A 23871-nucleotide genomic window follows, 5' to 3' on the forward strand; every position below is an offset into this window, starting at 1 on the left:
ATATTCTGAGTATAATATCAATTTATTCTATTCGTGTTATTGAAACAATAGGAAATTCAGCAGCAATTTAAATATAGGGGGAATTCTGGATGAAAGACAAAATCATTAATCAGAAGCGGGAGACAGCCGCTTGGTCATTGAAATATAAACAGTTGTCAGACGATCTTTGGTTCAAGCCTTTTAAAGAAGGTTCATGGGGGGCTGCAGAGGTTATCTCCCATTTGATTTTTTGGGACCAGTTTGTCATTGACAGCCGGTTAAAGCCTTATCTGCTGAATGGACAGCAGCCCCAAGTTGACGTTGATGTACAGAGTGTAAATGATAAGGCGGCGGAATTTGCACGAAAAGTAAGCAAGGAAAACCTTATCGATCAATTTGTCAGTACTCGGGATGAGCTCACAGGGTACCTCCAAGAGATGCCTGAAGACGTTTTTTTGCAGAAGGTACCAGGGAAATCAATAACCTGGGATGAGTATTTTCAAGGGTTGGCTGAACATGATAACAGGCACAAAAGACAGATTGAAGACCATGTCACCAACGCTTTAAATGCTAAAAGTGATTCAGGGCAAGGAGACGAAAACATCCAAGGAACGCAGATTTATCTTAGAGAGCTTAGAGAAGAGGATGCTTGTGACCTCCTCTATTTGCAAAAGGAAAATAAGGAATTCTTCGAAAAATATTCGATGAGCAGGATGGCGCGCTTCTATACCAAAGATGGCCAAGTGGAACGTATAAGTCAATTTTCTAGAGATAAGGAGAATGATCAAGCCTATCATTTCGGGATCTATTTAAGCAGGGAAAACAGATTAATAGGAACAATCAATCTGTTCCAGGTCCTGAGGGGGTCTTTGCAAAGCGCTTTTATTGGATACTTTTTAGACCGAGGCTACAATGGCAGGGGATACACATCAGAAGCCGCAAATCTCATTGTGAAATATGGATTTGAAGAGCTTAAGCTTCATAGAATTGAGGCCGGCGTGATGCCGAATAATATTGGATCGATCAGGGTGTTGGAAAAGGCGGGTTTTCATAAAGAAGGCACAGCGAGGAAAAATGTAAGAATCAATGGTAAATGGGAAGATCATCAAGTCCTGGCTATTATTAACCCAGCAGATGAATAAAGTGAAAAACTTGGGGGATGGATTCATTGAAATGGAGATACTTTTTGGCAGTGTTCATTGGAGCCTGCTCATACGGGGTGCTTTCCACTGTTGTTAAATTATCTTATGAGAAGGGGCTGAAGATTGCTGAAGTGACAGTTGCCCAATTTTTCACGGGCTGGCTCATTTTAGCTTTAATATTCTGCTTCACTCCAAATAAGCGTGCATTGACCATCAGGAAAAAGATCCTATTAATGGTTGGAGGAATCCCATCAGGATTGGTGGGAATCTTTTATTATACCTCTCTTGAAACGGTTGATGCCTCCTTTGCCATCATTTTATTATTTCAATTTGTCTGGATGGGGATTTTACTCGATAGTGCAGTGAATAAAAAGATCCCTGATAAAAAAATGTCGGCAGCCATTCTCACCCTTCTGTTGGGAACTTTTCTCAGCAGCGGCTTAAATGGGTCGGAACCCCTTCTGGATCTCAAAGGGATCCTGTCCGGTTTGCTCGCAGCAGCAGCTTTTGCGCTGTTCATCTTTGCAAATGCAAGAATCGTTCCAGATTTACATGCTGTCCAAAGAAGTTTTTATATGGTCTCAGGCAGCTTTCTGATTGTAGCCCTGATATTTGTGCCTGTGCTCTTTAGAAATGGCATCGGAAGCGTTTCTGATTTAGGGATTTATGGAATGGTCCTTGGCTTCTTTGGGGTTTTCATCCCTCCATTTTTATTTGCCTACGGAATGCCTCTAATTGGTTCTAGCATCGGCAGCATTCTTGGTTCAGCTGAATTGCCTGTTACGATCATATTATCGATGCTGTTTCTTCATGAATATGTCACATGGCTGCAATGGTCCGGGATTCTCTTAATACTGACAGCAATCATACTGTCCAATCTGAACATTCAATCGGTAAAAGAAAAGTATATGCTGAGGAAGGACTAGTATGTATCTGCAAAGAATATGCATTATTTTTTAAAAAAATTGAAAGGAGTCTGTCTTTTCAGAATTCCGTAATATATGGTAATATCAAGAAAGATGGTAAATCGAGGTAATTTTTCATGGAGGTGAAATTAATGAAGGTAGCAGAAGCGTTACTGGAAAGAGCAGATTTGCAAAAGAGGCTAGCTCAAATGTCAGGAAGGCTGGAACGATCAGCGGTCATTCAGGAAGGGGAAGATCCCCCTGAGGATCCGCAGACCTTATTGAAGGAGATGAAGAGGTCATTTAAACACCTGGAAGAGCTGGCAGGCAAGATACAAAAGGCGAATGCCGGAACTGAACTTCAGCCTTTTGGGACACTTTCTGATGCGCTCGTGAAAAGGGATATCCTCATGCAGAAGAGACAGATGCTCCAGGCTCTGGCAGATCAGGCTTCCTTAGTAGAAGGAAGGTACAGCATGTCCGAGATCCGCAGAGTCCCTACTGTCAGTGTCCGAAAGCTGCAGAAAGAAATCGATGATTTGTCAAAAGAGTATCGTATAGTAGATACCAAAATACAGCAGGCCAATTGGCTGACTGAATTGGGTTGACAATGGCGTCATGAAAGAATGAATGAAGGTGTAGCCTTATCCTATAGCGGATGCAAAAAAAAATCTGGTGGCGGGACTGGGAGAGAGCCCATCGGTTCAAATCCGATTTTACAATTTCCTCTCAGAACATATGACCACTTACTGTGTATACATTACATTTATCACCACGCATCGGATATGTAAGGCGAGGGCGGGAATGGGGCTAATAGCTGTTTTTTGGACTTTTTTTAAATGGGGATACTTACATTTCAAGAAAACGTGAATAGCGGGAGTTGTAGAAAATGTTTATACATAAAATTGACGAAGACCTATCTTTGAAACTGCCTGAACCAAAAGATGCGGAGGAGTTTTTCCAACTCACTGATTCTTCCCGGGAGTATCTCCGCGAGTGGCTGCCCTGGCTGGATGGAACCAGGACAACCACGGATACAGCGGAATTCTTGAAGTCAGCACTGACAAACTATGCAGCGCAAAAAAGTTTGACTGCTTTGATCCTCTTCAAAGGTAAAATTGCTGGGACCGCAGGATTCAACTCCATTGATTGGTCCAACAGGATCGGGTATGTCGGATATTGGCTGGGGAATGATTTTCAAGGCAATGGAATCATGACAAAAGCAGTTGAAGCGCTGACTGAGTATGCATTCGGTGAATTGGAGTTAAACAGAGTGGAAATCAGGGCAGCCGTGAAAAACCATAAAAGCAGGAGCATCCCTGAACGATTGAACTTTGTGAACGAAGGTATGATCCGGCAAGCGGAAAAACTGTATAACCATTACGTGGATCACCAGGTATATGGGATGCTTGCTGAGGAATGGAAGAATAAGTAGAATAGAGGAATTGAAATGGATTTAAAAGAGAAGCTGATGGATTTCCAGATTCAAATGTATGATCCTTCGCTGCGTGATGTTGATTTGATTCTGGGCGAGATGATTGAGAATATAGGGCATCCCGATCCTGAATTAAGGGATCGTGTAATTTACACCACCCTTTACAACTGGGTGAATAATAATATTCTTTCAAGAGATCATTTAATAAAGTTGCTGCAAACATCCTTGGATGATTGTCGCCTGTTTTATAAAATCGGCGAGAGGGGAACGGACTCTGTTTTTACCCGGAGCTTTTCCTCCCTTGCTGCAGCCCTTGTGATCGAGAAAGATGCTGAGTTACAGAGTATCCCAAGGGAACTGATTTTAGAAGGGATTGCGAAGTCTATAAGATACCTTTCGGAAGAGCGTGATACACGCGGCTATGTTCAGGCGAAAGGCTGGGCGCACAGTATTGCACACGGAGCTGACCTTTTGGCTGCTGCCATTAACCACCCGTATTTTGAGGGTGAGCTGATCGCTGAATGCCTCGAAGTCATTGGAAATTGTTATGAAAAAGAGGCTGCCTATATGGATGATGAAGATGAAAGATTACTCTTTGCAGTTGAGGCACTTTTCGAAAAAGGCCTGACAAAACAGGATTTGCTCCTATGGTTCAGGTCGCTGAACCAGAAATTAAAGTCTCATTATGATGCTACAGGTTTTTCGGTTCCTTTTTTCAGGAAAAAGAAGAATTTGTCCGATTTCTTGAAATCGTTGTATTTCCGGATAGGCTATCTGGAAGGATATCAGGATGTCCAGCAGGAAATTCAATCTATTTTGGGTACTTGGCACAATGATTTGTATAAACCAACTAACTGATTGCTGCTTGGCGTAACTATATGTTTTAAAGATGTTCGATGCAGGGAATAGATAATCCTAAGGATATTAGAGAGAGGAGCAATGGAATGAGTGATATTCAGCAAGGCTCTAACAAATTTTACTTAGGTCAGAATGAATCGAGACCTGATGCAGAACTGGTCTATAATGAGAATCAAAATGAATTAGTCATTGAACACACGATTGTTTCTGAAAAGTTAAGAGGACAGGGTGTCGGAAGGCAGCTGGTTGACCAGACCGTCCAATATGCAAGAGAGAAAGGCATCAAGATTGACTCGGAGTGCCCGTATGCGAAAGAAGTACTGGAGAAGAGCGGTAGCTATCAGGATGTGCTGAAATAATATTTTGATGAAAGAGAACCCTTGATGTTGGGTTCTCTTTTTATTTGGCTCTTTTCGTAAACTTGGTTGCTGGTTGATAATAATGCCGAAAGATAGTGGAGGAATGAACCGGAAAAACCCCTGTTTAGCAAGAGAGAAAATGGCTTTCCTCTTTGTTCAGAGCGGGACATTTAGTATGCAGGAGAAAAATCCGGCTTTTGGGATTTTTTCGGAAGCAACAATATATGCGAAAACAGCCTTTTATTTCTATGGAGCAATTACGACCCTGGTTCCGACTGGAATAGTTCTGGATAACTCTTCAACATCTTGGTTATACATCCGGATACACCCTTTTGAAACAGCCTTTCCAATCGAAGAAGGATTATTGGTTCCATGGATTCCATACGATTTCTTTGATAATGACATCCACATGGTCCCAAACGGTCCTCCCGGATTAGGAGCTTTATTGATGATGATGAATTCACCGACAGGGGTAGAGGACAGGATTTTTCCAACGGCAATTGGATAGGTTTTGACTACGGCTCCATTTTTTCTAAGGGTCAAAGTTCTTTGGGCAGTTGAAACGTGAATGGAATAAGGAATTTGATTTGGATTCGGGAGACCGGGAATCGTGAGTTTCTGCCCGATAAAAAGGAGATTGGGGTTTGTTAAGTTGTTGGCTCTTACTAGTTCACGAAAGGAAACCCGGTAATCCTCCGATATGGACCATAAGGTTTCTCCCGGCCTAACAGTATGCTGATACATGGCACGCCTCCAGATTCATTTGTTTCATTATATGAAGCAGGTGGGAAAGAAAGGCGAAAAATATGTAAAAAGATATAATTTGTTATTTAAGTATTGTTTTAAAACCCGGGAAACGTAGATATTATCAGTTGCTAAAGTACTAAATTGTTATTCTGCATTTGAAAATGTTTTCAAACTATTTGGGGAAATGGTAGACTAATATGGATTACAACTTAGGGGGGACGTCATGGATAAAAGACAAAGAGAAGAAGTAATCGATGAAGCAATCGGAGAAAAGACCATCGAGAGGCTGGAGTTTAGAGGTGGTGTGTTTGCTGCTACCATCCCGCTCGTATTCTTTATCGTTTGGGCCATTTCACTGAGTGTTGCCGAACTTGTAACGGAGGAGGCACTTGTTCTGGGAATGGTCATTGGAATTGCGATTGGATTATTCTTTTGTAAATCAAAATGGTCAGATTATGCTCAAAGCTTGTTTTCCGGCATGGCACAGCCAATAGGGGTTATAGCTGTCATTGCCTGGTTTTGGGCGGGCATGTTTGCCAAGTTGCTTTCTGCAGGCGGGCTTGTAGACGGATTGATTTGGTTTGGATTCCAGACACATCTGGAAGGCGGACTTTTTGCTGGCTTGACCTTCCTGCTCGCGGCATTGTTTTCCACCGCTGTTGGAACAGGTTACGGAACGGTTGCAACTTTTGGTATTTTGATGTATCCCGCAGGTATTATTCTAGGTGCAGATCCGGTTGTATTACTTGCTGCTGTCTTGAGTGGTGCCGTATTTGGGGACAACCTTGCACCGGTTTCTGATACGACGATTGTATCGGCTACAACACAGGATGCTGACGTGCCGGGAGTAGTGCGTTCAAGGTTCAAATACTCGATTGCCGCCGCAATACCTGCGTTGATTTTGTTTGTGGTATTAGGTGGAGGCGGCGAGATGGGCAATACGGCGGCTATGGCCCAGTTGCAGGAGCAGGTATCGCCAAACGGACTGCTTTTACTGATTCCATTTGCGCTGGTCTTATATTTAGCACTGTCTGGTCATCACTTATTGACTTCCCTTACTTGGGGAATCGTGGCATCCATTGCGTTCATTTTCGTGTCCGGGACACCTTTCACCGAAGTCATCCACATCTACAAGGATGATACCGGAACGGCGGTGGTTGAAGGAGCCTTGATGAGCGGGATCGGCGGCTATTTCAATATGGCAATCTTAATATTATTCATTTTGGCAGCAGCCCATTTGATGGAAGTTGCCGGAACTATGGAAGTCATCAAGAACTTCTTCCTGAAAATGATTAATAATGTGGTCCGCAGAGCCGAACTTTCCATCTTCGGAATTGTTGCATTTTTAAATATTTTCATCACGATCAATACAGCTGCAGAGATTGCGGCAGCACCGTTTGTTCGTAAAATCGGAAAAGAAATGAATATCCATCCATATAGAAGGGCAAACTTCCTTGATACGGTTTCATCTTCACTTGGATATATATTTCCTTGGAGCGGCGGCGTCCTGCTGGCGTGGGCTACCATCAAAGGTGCTGCTGACGAATATGATTTCCTACCGATTGTGAGCCCGACAGAGGTAGTGCCATTTGTATTCCAGGGCTGGGGATTGCTGATTGTCATGCTGATCGCAGCATTGACAGGCTGGGGCCTTCGTTACAGCGGGAAAAATGGCGAAGAAATTAAACCGAAAGACTATAAGTGATTCGCGAAGAGAAGCCGGGCAAGCGGGCTTCTCTTTTTAATGCATTAACGCGTTAACAAGACCGGGGACAGTCCCCGGGTGCGGTGAAGCATTAAAGTGTCATCTAAACAAACAAGAAGTAACAAATGAAAAGGATGCAGAGAACATACATAATCGGATGTATTTCTTTAAAGCGCTTCTGCGACATAAGTGACAATGGATAAAGAATGAAGCCAAGAGCGATTCCGGTAGCAATACTGAACGTCATGGGCATCATCAGGATTGTGATGAACGAGGGAATGACGATCTCCATCCTGCTCCAATTTATCTTGCCCATTTCCGTTGCCATCAGTGCACCTACAATGATCAATGCCGGAGCAGTTACTTCAGGTGTGATGACTCCTAAAATCGGTGAGAAGAACAAGGCGATAAAGAAACAAGCAGAAATGACAACAGATGTGAACCCGGTTCGCCCGCCGACAGCAATACCAGCAGAGGATTCAACAAAAGATGCAGTAGTGGAAGTACCCAATACTGCCCCTACAACACCAGAAGTTGAATCTGCAAGCAATGCCCTTCCAGCGTTGGGAATTTCATTATTTTTCATGAGTCCTGCTTGGCTGGCCACCGCAATCAAGGCACCAGCCGTGTCAAAGAATGCAACAAATAAGAAGGTGAAAATGACAGTCAGCACTTGTGGAGTGAAAATGTCGCCTAAATGTTGAAATACCACTCCGAAAGTCGGATCGAGGCTTGGTACTTGTCCAACAACTGAACCAGGCAAGCTGATTAAACCGACGGCCATACCAATGATCGTTGTTATGACCATTCCGATGAAAATCGCTCCGTGAATCCCACGGACAAGCATCAATACGGTTATTACAAAACCGATCACCGCCAGGCCGGTCATAGGTGATGCAAGGTCACCAATTGAAACGAACGTATCAGGGTTGGAAACTATGATCCCTGCGTTCTGAAGGCCGATGAACGCGATAAAAAAACCGATTCCTGCAGCAATTGCATGTTTTAGGTCCTGTGGTATGACGTTTATGATTTTTTCACGGATCTTTAACAAGCTTAAAATCATAAAAATAACTCCTGCAACAAAAACTCCAGTCAGAGCGACTTCCCAATCGATGCCCATTCCAATACAGACAGAAAACGTAAAGAACGAATTCAATCCCATGCTTGGCGCGATTCCAATTGGATAATTTGCCAGCAGGCCGATAAGTAGCGTCCCTGCAATTGCTGATAAAGCAGTAGCCGTGAATAAGGCACCTTTATCCATCCCGGACTGACTCAGGATGATGGGGTTGACCACCAATATATAGGCCATGGATAAAAATGTTGTAACTCCGGCAAGTGTTTCTTGCTTAAAGGATGTCTGCCGTTCTTCGAATTGAAAAAAATTCCTCATGATGATTGCCCTCCTGTTGTGAAATTCAAGCAATAAAAAAAGCTCCCGCAGCATGCAGCCGCCAGAGCAGTATCTAAAAGAATAGGAATCATGGAAAAACAATCATCACTATCCTTGTAGACAAGCTATTTATGGTAGCTGGTAGAAACGTTCAAGCCATATTCCTGAACTTATACAAGGTTATTATTCAAATATAATAGTGAACATCTTAACAGCAGAAAATAAAAGCGTCAATAGAGACGGGAATAGTCATGCTATTTGGATAACTCCTTCAGTGCTTTAATGCGGGAAAAGGGACTGTCCATTTTCCCGCATTAAAGCATGCACGTATTTTTCAATTTTATTTGGTGGTTTAGAGAAAACAGTTCAGGGAATGAACAATGTGCACGTTAAAGGAAGAAGTCAAATCCAATTCTTTGACAGTCAGCCAAGGTGCAGCCCCATTGCAGGGACAATATGCATAATATCCTTGGCGATTAAATAGAATAAAATAGATTTAAAGGTAAAGACAAGCCAGCCATTTTAATCGTGAAGCTTTATCAAAGGATCTTTTCATAAATTTTGTGCTATTTAATATGATAGTAAAATATAGCGCCCTATTACCTGGAAAACCTTCATAAGTAAGAAAAAAGAGCCGCTCTTCCATTCAGCTTGAAAAGCCTCAGCATCCAAGAGAAATATCCTGCGATTGGATCTTTTTAAAAGCAGCCATCCATGCGAAAACAGCCTTATCAAAAGGCTCTTTTCGTAAACTTTGTTGCTAGTTGATAATAATTTCGAAAGATAGTGGAGTAATGAACCGGAAAAATCACTGTTTAGCAAGAAAGAAAAGAGCTTCTCTCTTCGTTCAGAGCGAAAAACTTAGTATACAGGGGAAAAATCAGGCTTTTGGGATTTTTCCGAAAGCAACAATATATACGAAAACAGCCTTATCAAAAAGAATAAGATATAATAATTAAAAGATTTAGTTCACTGCCGTAATAAAGGGGACCGTCCCTCTTAGCACGTTGAAGCGGTAAAGCGGAAAAGGGGAGGTAACAATGAGGCAGATGTTAAATTTTGAGAAGGCCAGTTATCCTTTTGAGCTGTTTTCAGTTTCCCATCTTCTTGCTATAGGAGTGTCCATTCTTTTGATTTCGTTATTCTACCTTATAAGAAACTGGACGAAATACGTCAGGAGTCCACTGAGGTTTGTATTGATAGTCATGCTGGTAGGAAGTGAAGTCTCCTTTCAATACTGGTACGTTATAAATGACCGCTGGGAAATGAGCATCAATCTGCCTTTCCAGCTATGTTCGCTCTCGCTGTATTTATGTACGGTCATGTTACTGACAAGAAGCTTCAAAATTTTTGAAATCAGTTTCTTTGTCAGCATGACAGGTGCATTTGTGGCTATCCTTACACCAGAATTATTTTTCGGCTTCCCTCATTTTCGGTTTTTTCAATTCTTTACCGCCCATATTGCAATCGTATTATCATGTTTGTATATGGTTTGGGTAGTAGGGTACAAACCAAATTTCACATCGGTCCTTAAATCTCTGGCTGCCCTTAATATTATCGCCTTTATGGTTTTCTTAGTGAATCTTGCAATAGGGGCAAACTATATGTTTCTGATGCATAAACCGGTAAATGCCAGCCCCATTGACTTACTCGGTCCGTATCCTTGGTATATCTTCTCGTTGGAAGCAGTAGCATTCATCTTATTTTTTATTTTATACCTGCCATTTCACTATACAAGGAATAAGAGCTTATCCAGGAAGCATCTACAGAAGGGTCAATGAAAAAGGCTGTTTTCGCAATCATTGTTGCTTTTGGAAAGAACCCAAGAGCCGGACTTTTCCCTGTATTCCATAAAATTTCCCCTCGGAAAAGGGAGAGTAGCCCTTTTCTTTCCTGCTTACAGGGGGGATCCGGTGTATGACCAAGATAGTATTTGACATTCATATTGAATAACAACAAAGTTTACGAAAAGAGCCATGAGAAAAATGTATAATAGAAGATAGAGATAGCGTTAGGAGGATAAAAATGAGGGAATGGCACGGAGCTGCTGCAATCTGTATAAATGAAAAAGGTGAGGTGCTTGTTGTCAGAGGTGTGGGGACAGAAATATGGAGTGTACCCTCAGGCGGAATAGAAGAGGGCGAATCGCCGGAAGAGAGCTGTATCCGTGAAGTGGCTGAAGAGACAGGCTGCCAGGTGAGGATCTTAAAAAAACTGCAAGTCAAACAAACGGTGATTCACGTTATCGAAGTCACAACACACTATTTTGAGGTAGAACAAACAGGTGGAAATCTGGAGGTCAATGATCCAGATTTGACTATCGAAGAAGCCTGCTGGAAACCACTTGCAGAATATGAACTCCTTCAGCAAATGTATCCTGAGGATCTTCCTCTGATAAAAAAGGCAGCGGGTAATTCCAAATCAATTACATAGTTTTCTCAAAGAAGCCGTTGAACCCGGCTTCTTTTTTTGCTGGTTTTTCAACTCCTCCATCCACAGATATACCATATTAACACAAATAAATCTCACAAGAAGAAAAATATGGTAAACTATAAAAGTATTCTGAAATATTAACAAACTATTGGAGTGGAAATATGAATAGCCGAACGGAATTTAAAAGATTAATTGAAAATGCAGGTCATCGTTTTTCGGGATGGGACTTTTCCTTTGTCTCCGGAACAGGAAGAATGGCATCTGGACCTCTTGACTGGTCTTACGGTTCACAAGCGCTGAAGCTTGTACAGGAGTCACAATCCATGCTGGACATGGGAACCGGCGGGGGCGAATTTCTATCTATGCTGAGGCCGTTCCCCCCTAAGATTTTTGCAACGGAAGCATATGAGCCGAATATCCCTATAGCTAAAGCTCATCTGGAACCGTTAGGAGTGAAAGTGGTAGGAATTAAGGAAGATACTGACCTTCCTTTTGAGACTTCTCAATTTGACATCGTTTTAAATAAACATGAATCATACTCCGTAAGGGAAGTCAGCAGGATTCTGCAAGATGACGGAGTTTTCCTTACGCAGCAGGTAGGTGGCGGTGATTGTCTGGAAATCAATGAAGCACTGGGGGCAGAATTGGATGGCGGATACAGCCATTGGGCCCTGGATTATGCGGTGAATGAGCTTGAAGCAGGAGGGTTCAACATTCTTGCTGCGGGTGAGCAATTTCCTGTACAGCGGTTTTATGACATAGGAGCATTGGTTTTTTATTTATTGGCAATCCCATGGCAGGTGGAGGGCTTTTCCGCAGAGAAATATGAGAATGAATTATTCAGCATTCATAAACGGATTGAGGAAAAAGGTTTTTTTGAAGTGAAACAGCATAGATTTTTCGTCAAGGCGGCAAAGTGACGATAAAATGAGGTTGCAGAGGAAAATAATCTTTCAATATAATAGATAGGAAGATATAACCACTTTTAATAGAAAGCTAGGGGACGGATGAGTGAGCACCGAGAGTTTATTTATTTTAATTTGCATATTGATGATCAGTACTTCGGTCTTTGCTTTATTGAAGTACAGCATCCTTTTTCAAGATACAAAGGCTGTTGCTGCTAATTCGGCAGCAGCTTCCTTAGTGGTTTGGTTTGTAATCGCTCTCTTGACGATCAAGAATGGATTATATGATAACATCCGGTTACAGGACAGCTGGTATATAATAGCGAGCCTTTTTCTGTTTACCATTTTGGCATTTGCACTGGTTTTCTTCAATTTAAAAACCATTGAACAGGAAAAAAACTCATTAGGATACTTTATCAGCAGTATTATATCAGGAATTTTCCTCATCGCTATTCAGTGTAATCTTTATTTGGAACTGACAGGTTTCGATACATACATATTAAATGATAGATTGCTATTCGCCATGCTGCACACGGTCATTACGTTATTTTTAGTGACAAGGGTCCTGCAACAGGTCAGATTTGATCAGTTTCATGATCCCAATAACGTCAGCAATAGGTCTTTGCTGATCATTTCGATCATTTGTGGATACTCTCTATTTGGATCATTGTCGACCGTTGCAGAAGCATTCAGCTTATCGATTGATGAAAGATTTTTCAATGTGGAATATTTTACGATCATCCTCCTGTTCGTCATTACCGTGGCTACAGGAGAAAGACAATACCTGGATGAAAGAGGCAAACTTAATTATATGGCCTATCATGACTCTCTTACAGGATTGTATAATCGGGCCTTTATACAGGAAACGTTGAAGGATAGGACTGCCGGTAGCGAACCTTTTTATCTTCTGCTCCTTGATTTGGATTATTTTAAACATATCAATGATACTCATGGCCATTTTTTTGGTGATGAGATTCTTAAAGAAGTTACTGGATTTATGAAAAGTATATTGGGTCCAAATGATGCAGCCGGAAGACTTGGCGGCGATGAGTTCATTATCCTTTTTCATGAAGAGTCCGGCTCAACTTCGATACAAGAGTTTTGTTCCGCCCTTCTTGGATATTTTTCACAGCCATTGACCATTAAAGGCCGTCAAGTGACGGTCACAGCTTCCATCGGTGCCTGTGCCTTCCCGGAGAACGCTGAAACACCAGGGGATTTGCTGGTAAAGGCTGATATTAGTATGTATAAAACCAAAGGAAATGGACGGAATTCCATCACCATATTTAATAAAGATCTGGAAAACCAGTTTAATGGGGAAATCACTCTTCAGTCTGATTTAAGCAAGGCGCTGCTTAATCAAGAGTTTGAAGTGTATTACCAGCCAATGGTCAATTTGAAAGAGAAAAAGGTAATCGGATTCGAAGCATTGATTAGGTGGAATCATCCCCAAAAAGGGATGATCAGTCCCGCGGAATTCATTCCCATTGCTGAAGAGACAGGACTGATCATACCGATTGGTGAATGGGTAGTGAAGGAAGCGTGCAGACAGATTCATGAGTGGAATCAACAATTAAATCAACAATATACGATATCGGTCAATTTATCGTTAAAGCAGTTTTCGAAGGAGAATATATTTGATGTCCTAACAGGGATTATAAACGAAACAGGGATTCACCCCGGCCTTGTAACCATTGAGATAACAGAATCGATGGCCATGGTCAATACAGAACACACCCTTTCCCTATTAAAAAAGTTTCGGGAAAATGGAATTGGGATCTCGATTGATGATTTTGGCACCGGGTATAGTTCCCTCAGTTATCTAAAAGATTTTTCAATTCAAAGTATAAAAATTGATCGTTCATTTATAAAAAGTGTAAATGACAGCGGTAAAGATGATGCAATCGTAAAGGCCATCTTATCAATCGCGGGCAACCTGGGTCTGGAAGTTGTGGCAGAAGGGGTGGAAATGCCCCAGCAGGAAAGTTTTCTTCTTAGTCAGCACTGTCAGTATGCGCAAGGTTTTCACTACAGCAAACCGTTGAACAGCAGGGATTTGCTGATGTTTTTAAAGGAAACCGGAGGCGGATTCGCCACTGAACCTGTACTTGTGTAAAGTTTCAAGAATAATTGTTAAGCGGATAACCTTTCGTGTTTAGAAACCCATTTAATTTGAATGGGTTTTTTATGTGTAGGCTGAATCGAACCGATTTAAACCCTGAGGACTTCCGAAACTACCGGGAATAAGTCGGGAAACACGGAACGCCTTTTGTGTCTCTTTGAGGGAGAGGCAAAGAGTTAACCTGAAGGTTGAAAAAATTGAATGTTTTGCTGACAAGATTATTACTCTCGAAGGTCCTCTTTCCCTGGAGAGTGCCGTAGATGAGTTTGAATATTTTTCTTTTTGAAATCCTCGAAGCACCTGCTGCAGAAAAGAAACAGAAGTGGAGGGAACTGGAACAGGTTTTCCAGCCTGGGCTTGGCTGCGAAGGGAACAGCTACATGAAGGGAGGAGGATGTCTTCATTTAATAGCCAATATCTATCCTATTTATTTCATAGTCTGATACAGCGCTTATCCTTCTGTTCACTTATGGGAAAGATCTCAAGCAGAGCCTGTGCCTGCCTATAAAATTTTCTTAGGGATGTGACAGGCGGGAGGCAGCCGGTCATTGAAAGAAAAAATCGAAGCCGCTGCTTTAAGATCGCCATTTAAAGAAGGAACTTTATCAGGAATCTTTAAAGTAGGGAAAAATGGCTGAAGACACATAGTTGAATTTTTCAATAATGAGGCAGGCTTCCACATGATAGACCAGGGAGCCTGCCGGTTATGCCGCTTAGCGGGGCCAAGCTTTTTTATTACAAAAGCTCAGTCTTATCTCTAGGACGATCCAGTTTCATCCTTTCAAGTTCCAGTTTCATCTTCTCAGTTTCGATGAGGAAGTTTTCATGTTTAAGTTTTTCAAGCTCGAGCTCATCTTTCAACATGGCCTGCTTGTGCTTAGCACTTTTCTGGAAATGGTCTGTGACTATCGCTATAATCGGAATAGAGAAAATCATGACGACTGTTACGATGGCAATTAGCATATAAACGCTCCTTTTTTAAGAATAGTTCGGATGTATCTTTATTATAAATATATTCTAACTAATTTGACAGACTATTTTCTCGGTCTGAAGACGGAGCTTTTACAATCAAAAGGAGGAATTCATTGGCAGTGAAAATAGTGAGCGGCATTCTCATCACTTTGTTGGCAGTATCAGGAATCATCTATTATATTGGTAACTACAGAATGATCCATACAGATTCCATTATTTCAGCGGATATCGATCGGAAAGAGGAACAAGAGGGCCGCTATTTCATTTTTGTAAAGAACCAAAAAGTTGAAGTCCAAGATGAAAGCCTTTGGAATGTTATAGAAGAAGATAGATCCTATGATATTCAATACGAATCATATGGAGAAAAAGTTCCCTATATCACAGAAATTCTTGTACATGGCGAGGGGAAATCCATTAATAGTGCACATTAATAGGATGAGGCGTTTGTAGAAACGATTGATAAATCAAGATTATTGTCATTTTCATTATAAATGGGTTGCGACATTGGCATACTTTAAGTAGTATAGAAAAAGTAGAAAAAGGCAAGTCATTTTGAAATGAGGGTTTATAATGGAAAAAGTATCTATATATGGCTTAACAATAGATCAACTTACATCCTGGATTGTGGAAAAAGGCGAAAAGAAATTCCGTGCATCTCAAATTTGGGATTGGTTATATAAAAAGCGTGTAAAAAACTTCTCGGAGATGAAAAATATCGGGGCAGGCTGCATCGCTCTATTGGAAGAAAACTTTCATATTGGAACTCTGCAAGAGGAAATCAAACAGGAATCAAAAGATGGAACCATCAAGTTCCTATTCAAACTAGAAGATGGCAACCTGATTGAAACAGTGCTGATGAAGTTCAACTATGGCTATTCTGTTTGTGTGACAACCCAGGTCGGCTGTAATATCGGCTGTTCTTTCTGTGCCAGCGGACTCCTAAGGAAGAACCGAGATTTGTCCAGCGGTGAAATCGTTGAACAAATCATGAATGTCCAGCACCATCTTGATGCAAAAGGCAACGACGAGAGAGTCAGTCACATCGTAGTAATGGGTATCGGTGAACCATTTGATAACTATGACAACCTGATGGATTTCCTCCGTGTAGTGAACGATCAGAAAGGCTTATCTATCGGCGCAAGACATATTACCGTATCAACCAGCGGCCTGGCTAATCGTATCTATGATTGGGCAGATGAGAATATCCAAGTGAATCTTGCTGTTTCACTGCATGCACCGAATAATGAACTGCGCTCCAGGATAATGAAAATCAATAAGGCATATCCGCTCGAAAAGCTTATGCCGGCCATTGATTATTATCTGGAAAAAACAAACCGCAGAATCACATTCGAATATATTTTGCTTCAAGATGTAAATGACCATAAAGAAGAAGCATTGCAGCTGGCGAAGCTCCTTAAAAACAAAAAACATTTATCATACGTAAATCTGATTCCATATAACCCAGTGGATGAACATGGACAATATCAGCGAAGCACGAAAGACGCCATCGTTGAATTTTACGGCACTCTGCTGGACCAGGGAATTAATTGCGGGGTCCGTACTGAGCATGGAACTGATATTGATGCTGCCTGCGGACAGCTTCGGAGTAAACAAATCAAAAAGGATAAAGAAAAGGTCCAGTCTTAAATCCTTTATTAAAGAGCCGTCATGCTGAAATAGCTGACGGCTTTTTTCTGTTGAGGGAGGCAGAATACATAAATTTCAGAAAAAGGATTGAACATAGCAGCTGAACTTTTAAACAGGATCATTCATCAAAGAAACCTAAAACTGGAAAGATGTTATATAATAACAATATAAAGAGGGCTGGGGGGATAACATTGAAGACAATTGGATTAATTGGCGGTATGAGCTGGGAATCCTCAGCTGAATACTACAGGTACATTAATGAGCGTGTCAAACAAGAGCTTGGTGGGCTGCACTCAGCAAAATGTATATTGTACAGTGTGGATTTTGCGGAGATTGAACTTTATCAGTCAACCGGCCAGTGGGGAAAGGCAGCCGATGTATTAGGACTAGCGGCATTATCTCTGCAGAATTCAGGAGCGGACTTTATTATTCTTTGTACAAATACCATGCACAAGGTACTCGACCGAATTTCTGAACGTATTCATATTCCTGTGCTGCATATTGCTGATGCTGCTGCTGTGCACATCAACAATAAGGGAATCGGGACGATAGGCTTGCTGGGTACCCAATATACAATGGAGCAGAATTTTTATATTGACCGTTTGAGGAGCAATAATTTGGATGTAATTATTCCTGATGTCCTGGAAAGAGAAAAGATCAACACTATTATCTTTGAAGAACTGTGTATTGGCAGGTTAGAAGAAACTTCCCGTGAATTTTTAAAAGAGGTAATCAGTTCATTAAAGAGAAAGGGGGCCGAAGGGATTGTTCTGGGGTGTACGGAAATCGGCATGCTGATTAAAGAAAACGATGCCGAAATCCCTGTTTTTGATACGGCCTTACTACATGCGGAAGAGGCGGTGAAAAGAGCGGTAACTTAAGGTTTGGGAAAGGTGCCGTGGAAATATTGGTCATTTCATAGGCACCGACACTTCCTGATGGTCTACACATCAAATCTTGCCCCACATATCTGCATCCCTGATGATTCCAGGGTTGCCAGGGATCCAGTTGGCGGGAATGGCCTCGCCGGTTTCGCGATTGTATTGGATTCCTTGAAGGATCCTTAAGATCTCATAAACATTTCGACCCACCTCAGAAGGGTTTATAAGTTTGGAAACGATGATTCCTTCAGGATCTATTATGATAGTTGCTCTAAAAGCAGCGCCGGTCTTTTCATTTAGGACATTGTAAGCTTTTGAAATTTTTTGTGTTCGATCACTAACAAGCGGGTACAAGACACTGGCTAATGATGGAGATACTTCCGTAAATACTTTATGTGCATAAACACTGTCTGTACTGATGGCAAGCACTTCTGCGTTTAACGATTGAAACCCAGGATAAATAGCAGCGACCGCTGCTAATTCGGTTGGTCAGACGAATGTGAAATCACTGCCATAAAAGAACAGGACGACCCATTTTCCACGTAATTCATTTAAAGATATTGTCCTGATTTTTTTATCGGAATTAAAAAATGCTTCTGCAGAAAATGTAGGAGCAGGGTCGTTTGTCTGTGCACAGAAGGAATCTTGGACGGAATGCTTTCCGTTAGAGTCCATTTCCTCACCTCTTTTCTATACGATAAAATAAATATATTCATATTTTCTCGATTTAGTATGGTGCATGAAAGCAATTTGGCCGCATCTTCTAATCATGAAAAAGATCATCTCGTTCTAAATGGAAATAAAGTGAAACTTTTTTCCGGTAAGATTCGTTATCTTATATAGGGTGGATTTATATAAAATGAAATACTTAAAAAATGATAAATGAGTGTGAAACAAAATGAATGTATATTTGCTTATTGCAGTCTGCCTCCTTTCTTATGGTTTTGGAGGGCTGAACGGAGCTTACTATTTGACTGAATTTTATTTACGTGATGATATTCGCAGGCATGGAAGCGGGAATGCTGGGGCAACAAACGCAGGAAGGATTCTTGGGAAAAAGGGGTTTATTCTGACAGTTATCATCGATACTGCCAAGGTCATGGCGGCGTTGACGATTACATTCTTAATGACTGAAAATGACACAGCGGCAATGGTGTTGAGCTCTTTTTTTCTCCTCATTGGACACCTGTTTCCCTTACAGCTGGGATTTAAAGGAGGAAAGGGTGTGGTGGTCTTTCTGGCCGCGTCCCTATTCTTATGTCCGATAAGTATCTTGGTACTGGCTGTAATCATGGGAGTATCATTCTTGCTGCTTAAAGACTTCAAGAAAGCGGGATTCATCTCTATGTTGTCAATCCCGTTGTCAGCCTATTTATCCGGCCGGCCGGCAGAGTATTGGGCGATGCTTCTCATCATGATGATCATCGTCTTGCTGGTACATATAAAGTCACCGCCGCAGCAAGTTCATCACGGGCATCATAAGGGGGTTTAAGAATGAATACAGATTCGCTATATTATAAGGTTGCAAATGAACCAGAAGAATTCCATCAAATCCATCAAATGAACTACCAAACATTTGTCGATGAAATTCCTCAACATAGGGAAAATGAAGAGAAAATCCTCATTGACCGTTTTCATAATGAGAATACATATATCATAGCAAAGAAAGGCAAGGTCCTTGTAGGAATGGTAGCTGTAAGGGGGAATCGTCCTTTTTCACTGGACCAGAAATTGTCTGACGTACATTCCTTTTTGCCGGTGGGAAGTATCCCTTGTGAAATACGCCTGCTTTCGGTACAGAAGGATTTCCGCAGCAGTATCGTCTTTTTTAAGTTGGTTGAAGAAGCTGTGTCCCATTGTTTGAAAAATGGATATAACCTTGCGCTTATATCTGGGACGGTCCGGCAGTTGAAGCTTTATAAACGAATCGGCTTTGAGCCCTTTGGCCCTTTGGTTGGTGAAGACGGTGCCCGTTTTCAGCCTATGTATCTTACTAAAGAACGCTTCAAGAGCAGCACAAAAGCGTTTAACAGGCTGATGATCAGGCAGTCACCCAAGAGGAATCCGATTAATTTCCTCCCTGGTCCTGTACCGGTTAGTAAAACAGTAGAAGAAGCATTTTCTCACTATGCAATTTCTCATCGATCGGATAGATTTAAGAACCAAATAAAAGAGGTCAAAGAAAGGCTTTTGCATATGACAGGAGCCAACCATGTGCAAGTAGTCGTTGGCACAGGGACTTTATCCAATGATCTGGCAGCGGCGCAATTAAAGAGAATGCCAGGAAAAGGGCTGATTCTTGCTAATGGTGAATTTGGCTTCCGGCTCATCGATCATGCAAGAAGAATGGACCTTGCATTTGATGTCATAACGAAAGAATGGAACGGGGAGATAACCATCGGGGAAGTCGATGAGTATCTGGCAGATCATCAGGATACCACATGGGTATGGACGGTTCACTGTGAAACCTCTACAGGTTATTTGTTTGATCTGAAAGAATTGGAAAGGGTTTGTGAAGGATATAGGGTGAATTTGTGTGTGGATGCATGCAGTTCGGCCGGAATCGTACCGTTGGATTTAAAAGGTATCTATTTGGCTACAACCGTCAGTGGAAAGGCACTTGGTTCCTATCCCGGACTTGCGATTGTTTTCCATCGGGAAGAAGCAGAACCCGACATGAATCTGCCCAGATATTTGGATTTGGGCATGTATCAGCAGAATGATAGTGTACCGTACACCCATTCATCTAATCTTGTAAGTGCCCTTCTTGCGGCCATTACTGATATCGACACACAAAAAAGAGTAACGTTGAGTAAAGAAGTGAAAAGAGTCCTTATCAGGGAAGGAATTAAGTTTCTGGGTAATGATACTTATTCACCAGGAATCATAACCTTGCCTCTCGATAAATATATTTCATCAAAGGAATTTGGTGATAACCTAAAAAACAGTGGTATTTTCGTAAGCTATGAGAGCAATTATTTACTCGAGAGAAACTGGGTGCAGTTGGCATTGATGGGTGAATACCAAACAAGTGAAGTGATGAAGGCGATGGATATGCTAGTAAAAGAATATACCAACTTAAAAGCAAGGGCAGAAGCTGTACAATGATGGGGAAACAAAGTGAGCCTGGCCGGCAAATACCTTCACTCAGAATAGTCATCATGGCAGTTTCAGCAATATGGATAAAAACGGTTTTTGTTTTGTTTTTAGGGTTTGATTTAAAGATTGTATCTGCATGGGAAATTCCTGCTATGCTGATCAGTCCTGCCGGTTCGTTGATCCTACTGTTCGGCTTCTGTTTTTATTTTTCGAAAACATTTAAACCTGTTCTGTTTTGGATCTCCTGGATCGTGGCCAATGCTTTACTCTATGGTGATTTGCTGTATTACAGGTTCTATACTGATTTTGTTACTCTTCCAATTCTCTTTCAATTTGATAATGTAGGCGGCCTTGGACCAAGCACGTTAGAATTGATGAGTCCTTGGGATTTACTGCTCTTTATTGATTTATTCATTATTCCATGGCTGTTGAGGAAGAAAACAGACAAAAATGAAGTGATTAAACCAAATCAAAAAGTATGGTATGTTTCAACAGGCTTGGTGCTGGTATCGCTTACTGTCTTTTTCGGTTTAATTCGTTCGCCCTATTTATTTTCAGCCTCCTATGACAGGGTTGGCCTGGTGAAGGCACTCGGTCCTTATAATTATCATCTTTATGATTTTGCGCTGGGAGCCGTCACTCCTTTAGGCAGCTCTCTAGCATCAAAAGCGGATGCCCGGCCCTCAGAAGATTATTTGAAGAAGAAAGAAAATGAATCGACTGAGTTGTTTGGGATTGCAAAGGGAAAAAATGTTGTGCTGATCAGCATGGAGTCCACCCAGGACTTCGTCATAAACCGAAAGATAGATGGGCAGGAAATCACACCTTTTTTAAACGATTTAATTAATGATAGTTTTTATTTCAGTAATATCTATGATCAGACCGCCCAAGGAAAAACTTCTGATTCGGAATTTATGATCGATACAGGATTATATCCTTTGGCCAGCGGTTCTGTTTTTGTGCAAAAGCCCGAAAATACGTATGTAAGCCTTTCTCATATTTTAAAAGAGGATGATTACTATACTTCCGTTTTTCACGGAAATGAGAGGACATTCTGGAACCGGGTAAACATGTATGATGCGCTCGGATATGATCATTTTTATTCTGAAAGGGATTATGAAGTAACGGAAGAAAACTCGGTGAACTATGGAATCAAAGATATGAATTTCTTCGAACAGACGGTTGATAAAGTGAAAGAGCTTCCGCAGCCGTTTTATTCAAGACTCATAACTTTGACCAACCATTTTCCATTCCTGCTTGAAGAGGAAGACCAACTGATTGATGAAGCGGATACCGAAGTGGATGTGGTGAATCGCTACGTCACTACTGTCCGGTATCAAGATGAAGCAATTAAAGAATTTTTTAAAGATATGAAGATGCAAGGCATGTATGAGGATACGATCTTTGTGCTGTACGGCGACCATTACGGTATCTCTGAAAAGTTTGAAGACGGGGTTTATGAGCTGACCGGTGAAGAAGCTATTCCAGTAAACCATGTAGGATTGCAGCAAGTTCCCCTTATTATTCATATCCCGGGGGCCGGCGGAAAGAAAATAAGCAATATCGGCGGTGAAATCGACATCCGTCCAACCATCCTTCATTTATTAGGGGTAAAGACAGAGAATAGGTTATCGTTCGGCCATGTTCTCTTTACAAGAGATGAGGAACATCCTGTCATTTTCAGGGATGGAAGCTTCGTGACCAAAGATTTCATTTTCAAAGATGGTGTTTGTTATGATAAGTCATCAGGTGGAATATCAACATCAAACTGTATCCCCTATCAGAAAACTGCCAGAAAAGAGCTGAAGCTTTCTGATGATATCATATATGGAGACCTGTTGAGATTTCTAAACTAATGCCAGTAAAGCCTTCTGTGGAAATGCAGGAGGTTTTTTGTCATATATACATTTAAGGTTTTTCATTCTACTCTCTCTTTCTAAAGCATAAAATGTACAAGTTGTTTTTTAAATAAAGGTGGAGAGGTATTTTGAGTATCAGCATTCTTTTCAGTTACATACTATTGGGACTCACCCTTGCAGCACCTATTGGCCCTGTCAATTCTGCCAGGCTCGATAAAGGCATAAAGAACGGATTCTGGCATGCCTGGATTGTAGGTGCCGGCTCCATGGCAGCCGATGCCATCTTTATGCTTTTGGTTTATGTTGGTATGGTACAGTTCCTGGACATTCCGGCAGTGCAGACTTTTCTCTGGCTTTTTGGCGGGTTTATCTTAATCTATTCAGGAATTGAAAGTATGACGAGTGTCAAAACATTCACTTATGACACCGTCAGGAAAAAAGATTCATTGACCAAATGTTTTTTGACAGGATTTATCATGTCCATTTCGAGTCCGTTATCCATTTTATTCTGGCTTGGCATTTATGGGTCCATTCTGGCAAAGACGGCTTCTGAGAATGGTACGGGAGACCTCTTGGTTTATAGTAGCATGATCTTCCTGGGCCTTACACTATGGGATATCTTTGTTGCTTTGCTGACGACTTCTTTAAGAAGATACTTTCATTCAAATATCCTTTTTATCATAACCGTGCTATCGGGGATATCTTTGATTGGCTTTGGTGCTTATTTTGGATATCAAGGGGTTATGGCTTTATTACAGTAGTTTTTTGCCAACCAAATAATAGATTACAATATTGACTGGATGAACAGCTATGCTGCCAAATTGATGAATGAATTAGCCCCATTATTCGACTTGCAGAAGATATGGTCGGATTGAATATGGGGGCTTTTCAACGTTCACCCTCCTATCAGGAAGGGATAATGAAGGAATTGACAGAGATACATAAGGCCAGTATTACCATTATGGATCAATTTGCTGCAGACATTGTCATTACGCCAATAAAAAACGAAGCAATCCAAATCAATGGTCATGTTGATGGTGTGACGACGAAGGCGAAAGAAGATCAAGAAAAAGAAAAATCAATAAAAAACCTTGTCTGTTCCTTACAGGACGATGGTCCTGCCTTTAATAGGCCATTTTGATAACGACAGAGCAGAGACCCTGATTGGTTATGTTCTCCAAGAGCGTACTTCAAATAAAATAGAATATGTACTTATTGACTTAAGCGGAACCTACGTATGTGACTTAAGTAGTAAAATTTAAATTCAAATGATTGTTTAAGCCTCATGGGCTCTCAATGTATCATTGCAGGCATCACTCCGGAATTTGCCATGACAGCAGGAGAATTAACAGGAAAAAACCCGATCTTCAGCAATGAACATGAAGGATTTATGCATGTGATTGAACATCTTCAGTATTTTTTTTCTA

General features: G+C 41.3%; 24 protein-coding genes, 1 pseudogene and 1 riboswitch. Of the genes and pseudogenes, 21 read left to right on the forward strand and 4 right to left on the reverse strand.

Annotated elements, in window-relative coordinates; translation table 11 throughout:
* Positions 1–89: 89 nt before the first annotated feature.
* From AC4E8A_RS09165 to AC4E8A_RS09195, 7 genes and pseudogenes are all read left to right on the forward strand, one after another.
* Positions 90–509, forward strand: a pseudogene (locus AC4E8A_RS09165) (DinB family protein); the annotation flags it as partial.
* A 72-nt stretch (positions 510–581) separates the two neighbouring features.
* Positions 582–1121, forward strand: a complete 540-nt coding sequence (locus AC4E8A_RS09170; RefSeq protein WP_490198815.1) for a GNAT family N-acetyltransferase — start codon at positions 582–584, stop codon at positions 1119–1121.
* Positions 1122–1147: 26 nt separating this feature from the next.
* Positions 1148–2047 (forward strand): EamA family transporter, encoded by a 900-nt coding sequence (locus AC4E8A_RS09175; protein WP_490198130.1) that lies wholly within the window; start codon positions 1148–1150, stop codon positions 2045–2047.
* A gap of 131 nt (positions 2048–2178) precedes the next feature.
* Positions 2179–2634: a DIP1984 family protein gene (locus tag AC4E8A_RS09180; protein WP_490198132.1), complete on the forward strand. Its 456-nt coding sequence runs from the start codon at positions 2179–2181 to the stop codon at positions 2632–2634.
* Between the two features lie 281 nt (positions 2635–2915).
* Entirely contained in the window at positions 2916–3461 is a 546-nt protein-coding gene (locus AC4E8A_RS09185) for a GNAT family N-acetyltransferase (RefSeq protein ID WP_490198133.1), read from the forward strand.
* 15 nt (positions 3462–3476) lie between these two features.
* Positions 3477–4319: a DUF2785 domain-containing protein gene (locus AC4E8A_RS09190; RefSeq protein WP_490198134.1), complete on the forward strand. Its 843-nt coding sequence runs from the start codon at positions 3477–3479 to the stop codon at positions 4317–4319.
* 86 nt (positions 4320–4405) lie between these two features.
* Positions 4406–4678: a GNAT family N-acetyltransferase gene (locus AC4E8A_RS09195; RefSeq protein WP_490198135.1), complete on the forward strand. Its 273-nt coding sequence runs from the start codon at positions 4406–4408 to the stop codon at positions 4676–4678.
* A gap of 246 nt (positions 4679–4924) precedes the next feature.
* Here AC4E8A_RS09195 and AC4E8A_RS09200 read toward each other — a convergent pair whose 3' ends face one another.
* On the reverse strand, positions 4925–5422 hold the full coding sequence (locus tag AC4E8A_RS09200) for a L,D-transpeptidase family protein (RefSeq protein WP_490198137.1): 498 nt from the start codon (positions 5420–5422) through the stop codon (positions 4925–4927).
* A 226-nt stretch (positions 5423–5648) separates the two neighbouring features.
* Here AC4E8A_RS09200 and AC4E8A_RS09205 point away from each other — a divergent pair, with 226 nt between their 5' ends.
* Positions 5649–7130, forward strand: a complete 1482-nt coding sequence (locus AC4E8A_RS09205) for a Na+/H+ antiporter NhaC family protein (RefSeq protein WP_490198139.1) — start codon at positions 5649–5651, stop codon at positions 7128–7130.
* A gap of 103 nt (positions 7131–7233) precedes the next feature.
* Here the strand turns inward: AC4E8A_RS09205 and AC4E8A_RS09210 are convergent, their stop codons facing one another.
* The gene (locus AC4E8A_RS09210) at positions 7234–8526 is read right to left on the reverse strand and encodes an NCS2 family permease (RefSeq protein ID WP_490198140.1); all 1293 of its coding nucleotides are present in this window, start codon (positions 8524–8526) and stop codon (positions 7234–7236) included.
* A gap of 97 nt (positions 8527–8623) precedes the next feature.
* Positions 8624–8724, reverse strand: a riboswitch (purine riboswitch).
* A gap of 842 nt (positions 8725–9566) precedes the next feature.
* Between AC4E8A_RS09210 and AC4E8A_RS09215 the strand changes: the two genes are divergently transcribed.
* The 5 genes from AC4E8A_RS09215 to AC4E8A_RS09235 all read left to right on the forward strand — a co-directional run bounded on the left by AC4E8A_RS09215 (position 9567) and on the right by AC4E8A_RS09235 (position 14429).
* A complete protein-coding gene (locus tag AC4E8A_RS09215; protein WP_490198141.1) occupies positions 9567–10307 on the forward strand; it encodes a YwaF family protein in 741 nt (246 codons plus the stop codon).
* Between the two features lie 244 nt (positions 10308–10551).
* Positions 10552–10959: an NUDIX hydrolase gene (locus AC4E8A_RS09220; protein WP_490198142.1), complete on the forward strand. Its 408-nt coding sequence runs from the start codon at positions 10552–10554 to the stop codon at positions 10957–10959.
* A gap of 161 nt (positions 10960–11120) precedes the next feature.
* Positions 11121–11879 carry a methyltransferase domain-containing protein gene (locus AC4E8A_RS09225; protein ID WP_490198143.1) on the forward strand — a complete coding sequence of 253 codons (759 nt, stop codon included), beginning with the start codon at positions 11121–11123 and terminating at the stop codon, positions 11877–11879.
* A 91-nt stretch (positions 11880–11970) separates the two neighbouring features.
* Complete coding sequence (locus AC4E8A_RS09230; RefSeq protein WP_490198145.1) at positions 11971–13980, forward strand: putative bifunctional diguanylate cyclase/phosphodiesterase; 2010 nt, start codon at positions 11971–11973, stop codon at positions 13978–13980.
* Positions 13981–14246: 266 nt separating this feature from the next.
* Complete coding sequence (locus tag AC4E8A_RS09235) at positions 14247–14429, forward strand: hypothetical protein (RefSeq protein ID WP_490198147.1); 183 nt, start codon at positions 14247–14249, stop codon at positions 14427–14429.
* A gap of 292 nt (positions 14430–14721) precedes the next feature.
* Here AC4E8A_RS09235 and AC4E8A_RS09240 read toward each other — a convergent pair whose 3' ends face one another.
* Complete coding sequence (locus AC4E8A_RS09240; protein WP_490198148.1) at positions 14722–14949, reverse strand: hypothetical protein; 228 nt, start codon at positions 14947–14949, stop codon at positions 14722–14724.
* A gap of 122 nt (positions 14950–15071) precedes the next feature.
* Between AC4E8A_RS09240 and AC4E8A_RS09245 the strand changes: the two genes are divergently transcribed.
* The 3 genes from AC4E8A_RS09245 to AC4E8A_RS09255 all read left to right on the forward strand — a co-directional run bounded on the left by AC4E8A_RS09245 (position 15072) and on the right by AC4E8A_RS09255 (position 17486).
* Positions 15072–15389, forward strand: a complete 318-nt coding sequence (locus AC4E8A_RS09245) for a hypothetical protein (protein ID WP_490198150.1) — start codon at positions 15072–15074, stop codon at positions 15387–15389.
* 139 nt (positions 15390–15528) lie between these two features.
* The gene (rlmN, locus tag AC4E8A_RS09250) at positions 15529–16605 is read left to right on the forward strand and encodes a dual-specificity RNA methyltransferase RlmN (RefSeq protein ID WP_490198152.1); all 1077 of its coding nucleotides are present in this window, start codon (positions 15529–15531) and stop codon (positions 16603–16605) included.
* Between the two features lie 191 nt (positions 16606–16796).
* Complete coding sequence (locus AC4E8A_RS09255) at positions 16797–17486, forward strand: aspartate/glutamate racemase family protein (RefSeq protein ID WP_490198153.1); 690 nt, start codon at positions 16797–16799, stop codon at positions 17484–17486.
* A gap of 69 nt (positions 17487–17555) precedes the next feature.
* Here the strand turns inward: AC4E8A_RS09255 and AC4E8A_RS09260 are convergent, their stop codons facing one another.
* Positions 17556–18161 carry a peroxiredoxin gene (locus AC4E8A_RS09260; protein ID WP_490198154.1) on the reverse strand — a complete coding sequence of 202 codons (606 nt, stop codon included), beginning with the start codon at positions 18159–18161 and terminating at the stop codon, positions 17556–17558.
* A gap of 223 nt (positions 18162–18384) precedes the next feature.
* Here AC4E8A_RS09260 and AC4E8A_RS09265 point away from each other — a divergent pair, with 223 nt between their 5' ends.
* The 5 genes from AC4E8A_RS09265 to AC4E8A_RS09285 all read left to right on the forward strand — a co-directional run bounded on the left by AC4E8A_RS09265 (position 18385) and on the right by AC4E8A_RS09285 (position 23585).
* Positions 18385–18978 carry a glycerol-3-phosphate acyltransferase gene (locus AC4E8A_RS09265; RefSeq protein ID WP_490198155.1) on the forward strand — a complete coding sequence of 198 codons (594 nt, stop codon included), beginning with the start codon at positions 18385–18387 and terminating at the stop codon, positions 18976–18978.
* A 2-nt stretch (positions 18979–18980) separates the two neighbouring features.
* The gene (locus AC4E8A_RS09270; protein ID WP_490198157.1) at positions 18981–20594 is read left to right on the forward strand and encodes an aminotransferase class V-fold PLP-dependent enzyme; all 1614 of its coding nucleotides are present in this window, start codon (positions 18981–18983) and stop codon (positions 20592–20594) included.
* On the forward strand, positions 20591–22441 hold the full coding sequence (locus AC4E8A_RS09275; protein WP_490198158.1) for an LTA synthase family protein: 1851 nt from the start codon (positions 20591–20593) through the stop codon (positions 22439–22441). The genes AC4E8A_RS09270 and AC4E8A_RS09275 overlap by 4 nt, the downstream gene beginning before the upstream one ends.
* A gap of 131 nt (positions 22442–22572) precedes the next feature.
* A complete protein-coding gene (locus AC4E8A_RS09280; RefSeq protein ID WP_490198160.1) occupies positions 22573–23205 on the forward strand; it encodes a LysE family transporter in 633 nt (210 codons plus the stop codon).
* A gap of 158 nt (positions 23206–23363) precedes the next feature.
* Positions 23364–23585 carry a hypothetical protein gene (locus tag AC4E8A_RS09285; protein WP_490198161.1) on the forward strand — a complete coding sequence of 74 codons (222 nt, stop codon included), beginning with the start codon at positions 23364–23366 and terminating at the stop codon, positions 23583–23585.
* Positions 23586–23871 lie beyond the last annotated feature (286 nt).

The sequence above is a fragment of the Bacillus sp. SRL337 genome (genome assembly GCF_984799155.1).

Excerpts from the sequence above, each read along its gene's own strand:
- AC4E8A_RS09220 (WP_490198142.1), top strand. The coding sequence starts at position 10,552 with ATGAGGGAATGGCACGGAGCTGCTGCAATCTGTATAAATGAAAAAGGT.
- AC4E8A_RS09270 (WP_490198157.1), top strand. The coding sequence starts at position 18,981 with ATGAATACAGATTCGCTATATTATAAGGTTGCAAATGAACCAGAAGAA.
- AC4E8A_RS09180 (WP_490198132.1), top strand. The coding sequence starts at position 2,179 with ATGAAGGTAGCAGAAGCGTTACTGGAAAGAGCAGATTTGCAAAAGAGG.
- AC4E8A_RS09240 (WP_490198148.1), bottom strand. The coding sequence starts at position 14,949 with ATGCTAATTGCCATCGTAACAGTCGTCATGATTTTCTCTATTCCGATT.
- AC4E8A_RS09185 (WP_490198133.1), top strand. The coding sequence starts at position 2,916 with ATGTTTATACATAAAATTGACGAAGACCTATCTTTGAAACTGCCTGAA.
- AC4E8A_RS09235 (WP_490198147.1), top strand. The coding sequence starts at position 14,247 with ATGAGTTTGAATATTTTTCTTTTTGAAATCCTCGAAGCACCTGCTGCA.
- AC4E8A_RS09190 (WP_490198134.1), top strand. The coding sequence starts at position 3,477 with ATGGATTTAAAAGAGAAGCTGATGGATTTCCAGATTCAAATGTATGAT.
- rlmN (WP_490198152.1), top strand. The coding sequence starts at position 15,529 with ATGGAAAAAGTATCTATATATGGCTTAACAATAGATCAACTTACATCC.
- AC4E8A_RS09210 (WP_490198140.1), bottom strand. The coding sequence starts at position 8,526 with ATGAGGAATTTTTTTCAATTCGAAGAACGGCAGACATCCTTTAAGCAA.
- AC4E8A_RS09225 (WP_490198143.1), top strand. The coding sequence starts at position 11,121 with ATGAATAGCCGAACGGAATTTAAAAGATTAATTGAAAATGCAGGTCAT.
- AC4E8A_RS09265 (WP_490198155.1), top strand. The coding sequence starts at position 18,385 with ATGAATGTATATTTGCTTATTGCAGTCTGCCTCCTTTCTTATGGTTTT.
- AC4E8A_RS09195 (WP_490198135.1), top strand. The coding sequence starts at position 4,406 with ATGAGTGATATTCAGCAAGGCTCTAACAAATTTTACTTAGGTCAGAAT.
- AC4E8A_RS09275 (WP_490198158.1), top strand. The coding sequence starts at position 20,591 with ATGATGGGGAAACAAAGTGAGCCTGGCCGGCAAATACCTTCACTCAGA.
- AC4E8A_RS09205 (WP_490198139.1), top strand. The coding sequence starts at position 5,649 with ATGGATAAAAGACAAAGAGAAGAAGTAATCGATGAAGCAATCGGAGAA.
- AC4E8A_RS09215 (WP_490198141.1), top strand. The coding sequence starts at position 9,567 with ATGAGGCAGATGTTAAATTTTGAGAAGGCCAGTTATCCTTTTGAGCTG.
- AC4E8A_RS09200 (WP_490198137.1), bottom strand. The coding sequence starts at position 5,422 with ATGTATCAGCATACTGTTAGGCCGGGAGAAACCTTATGGTCCATATCG.
- AC4E8A_RS09285 (WP_490198161.1), top strand. The coding sequence starts at position 23,364 with ATGAAGGAATTGACAGAGATACATAAGGCCAGTATTACCATTATGGAT.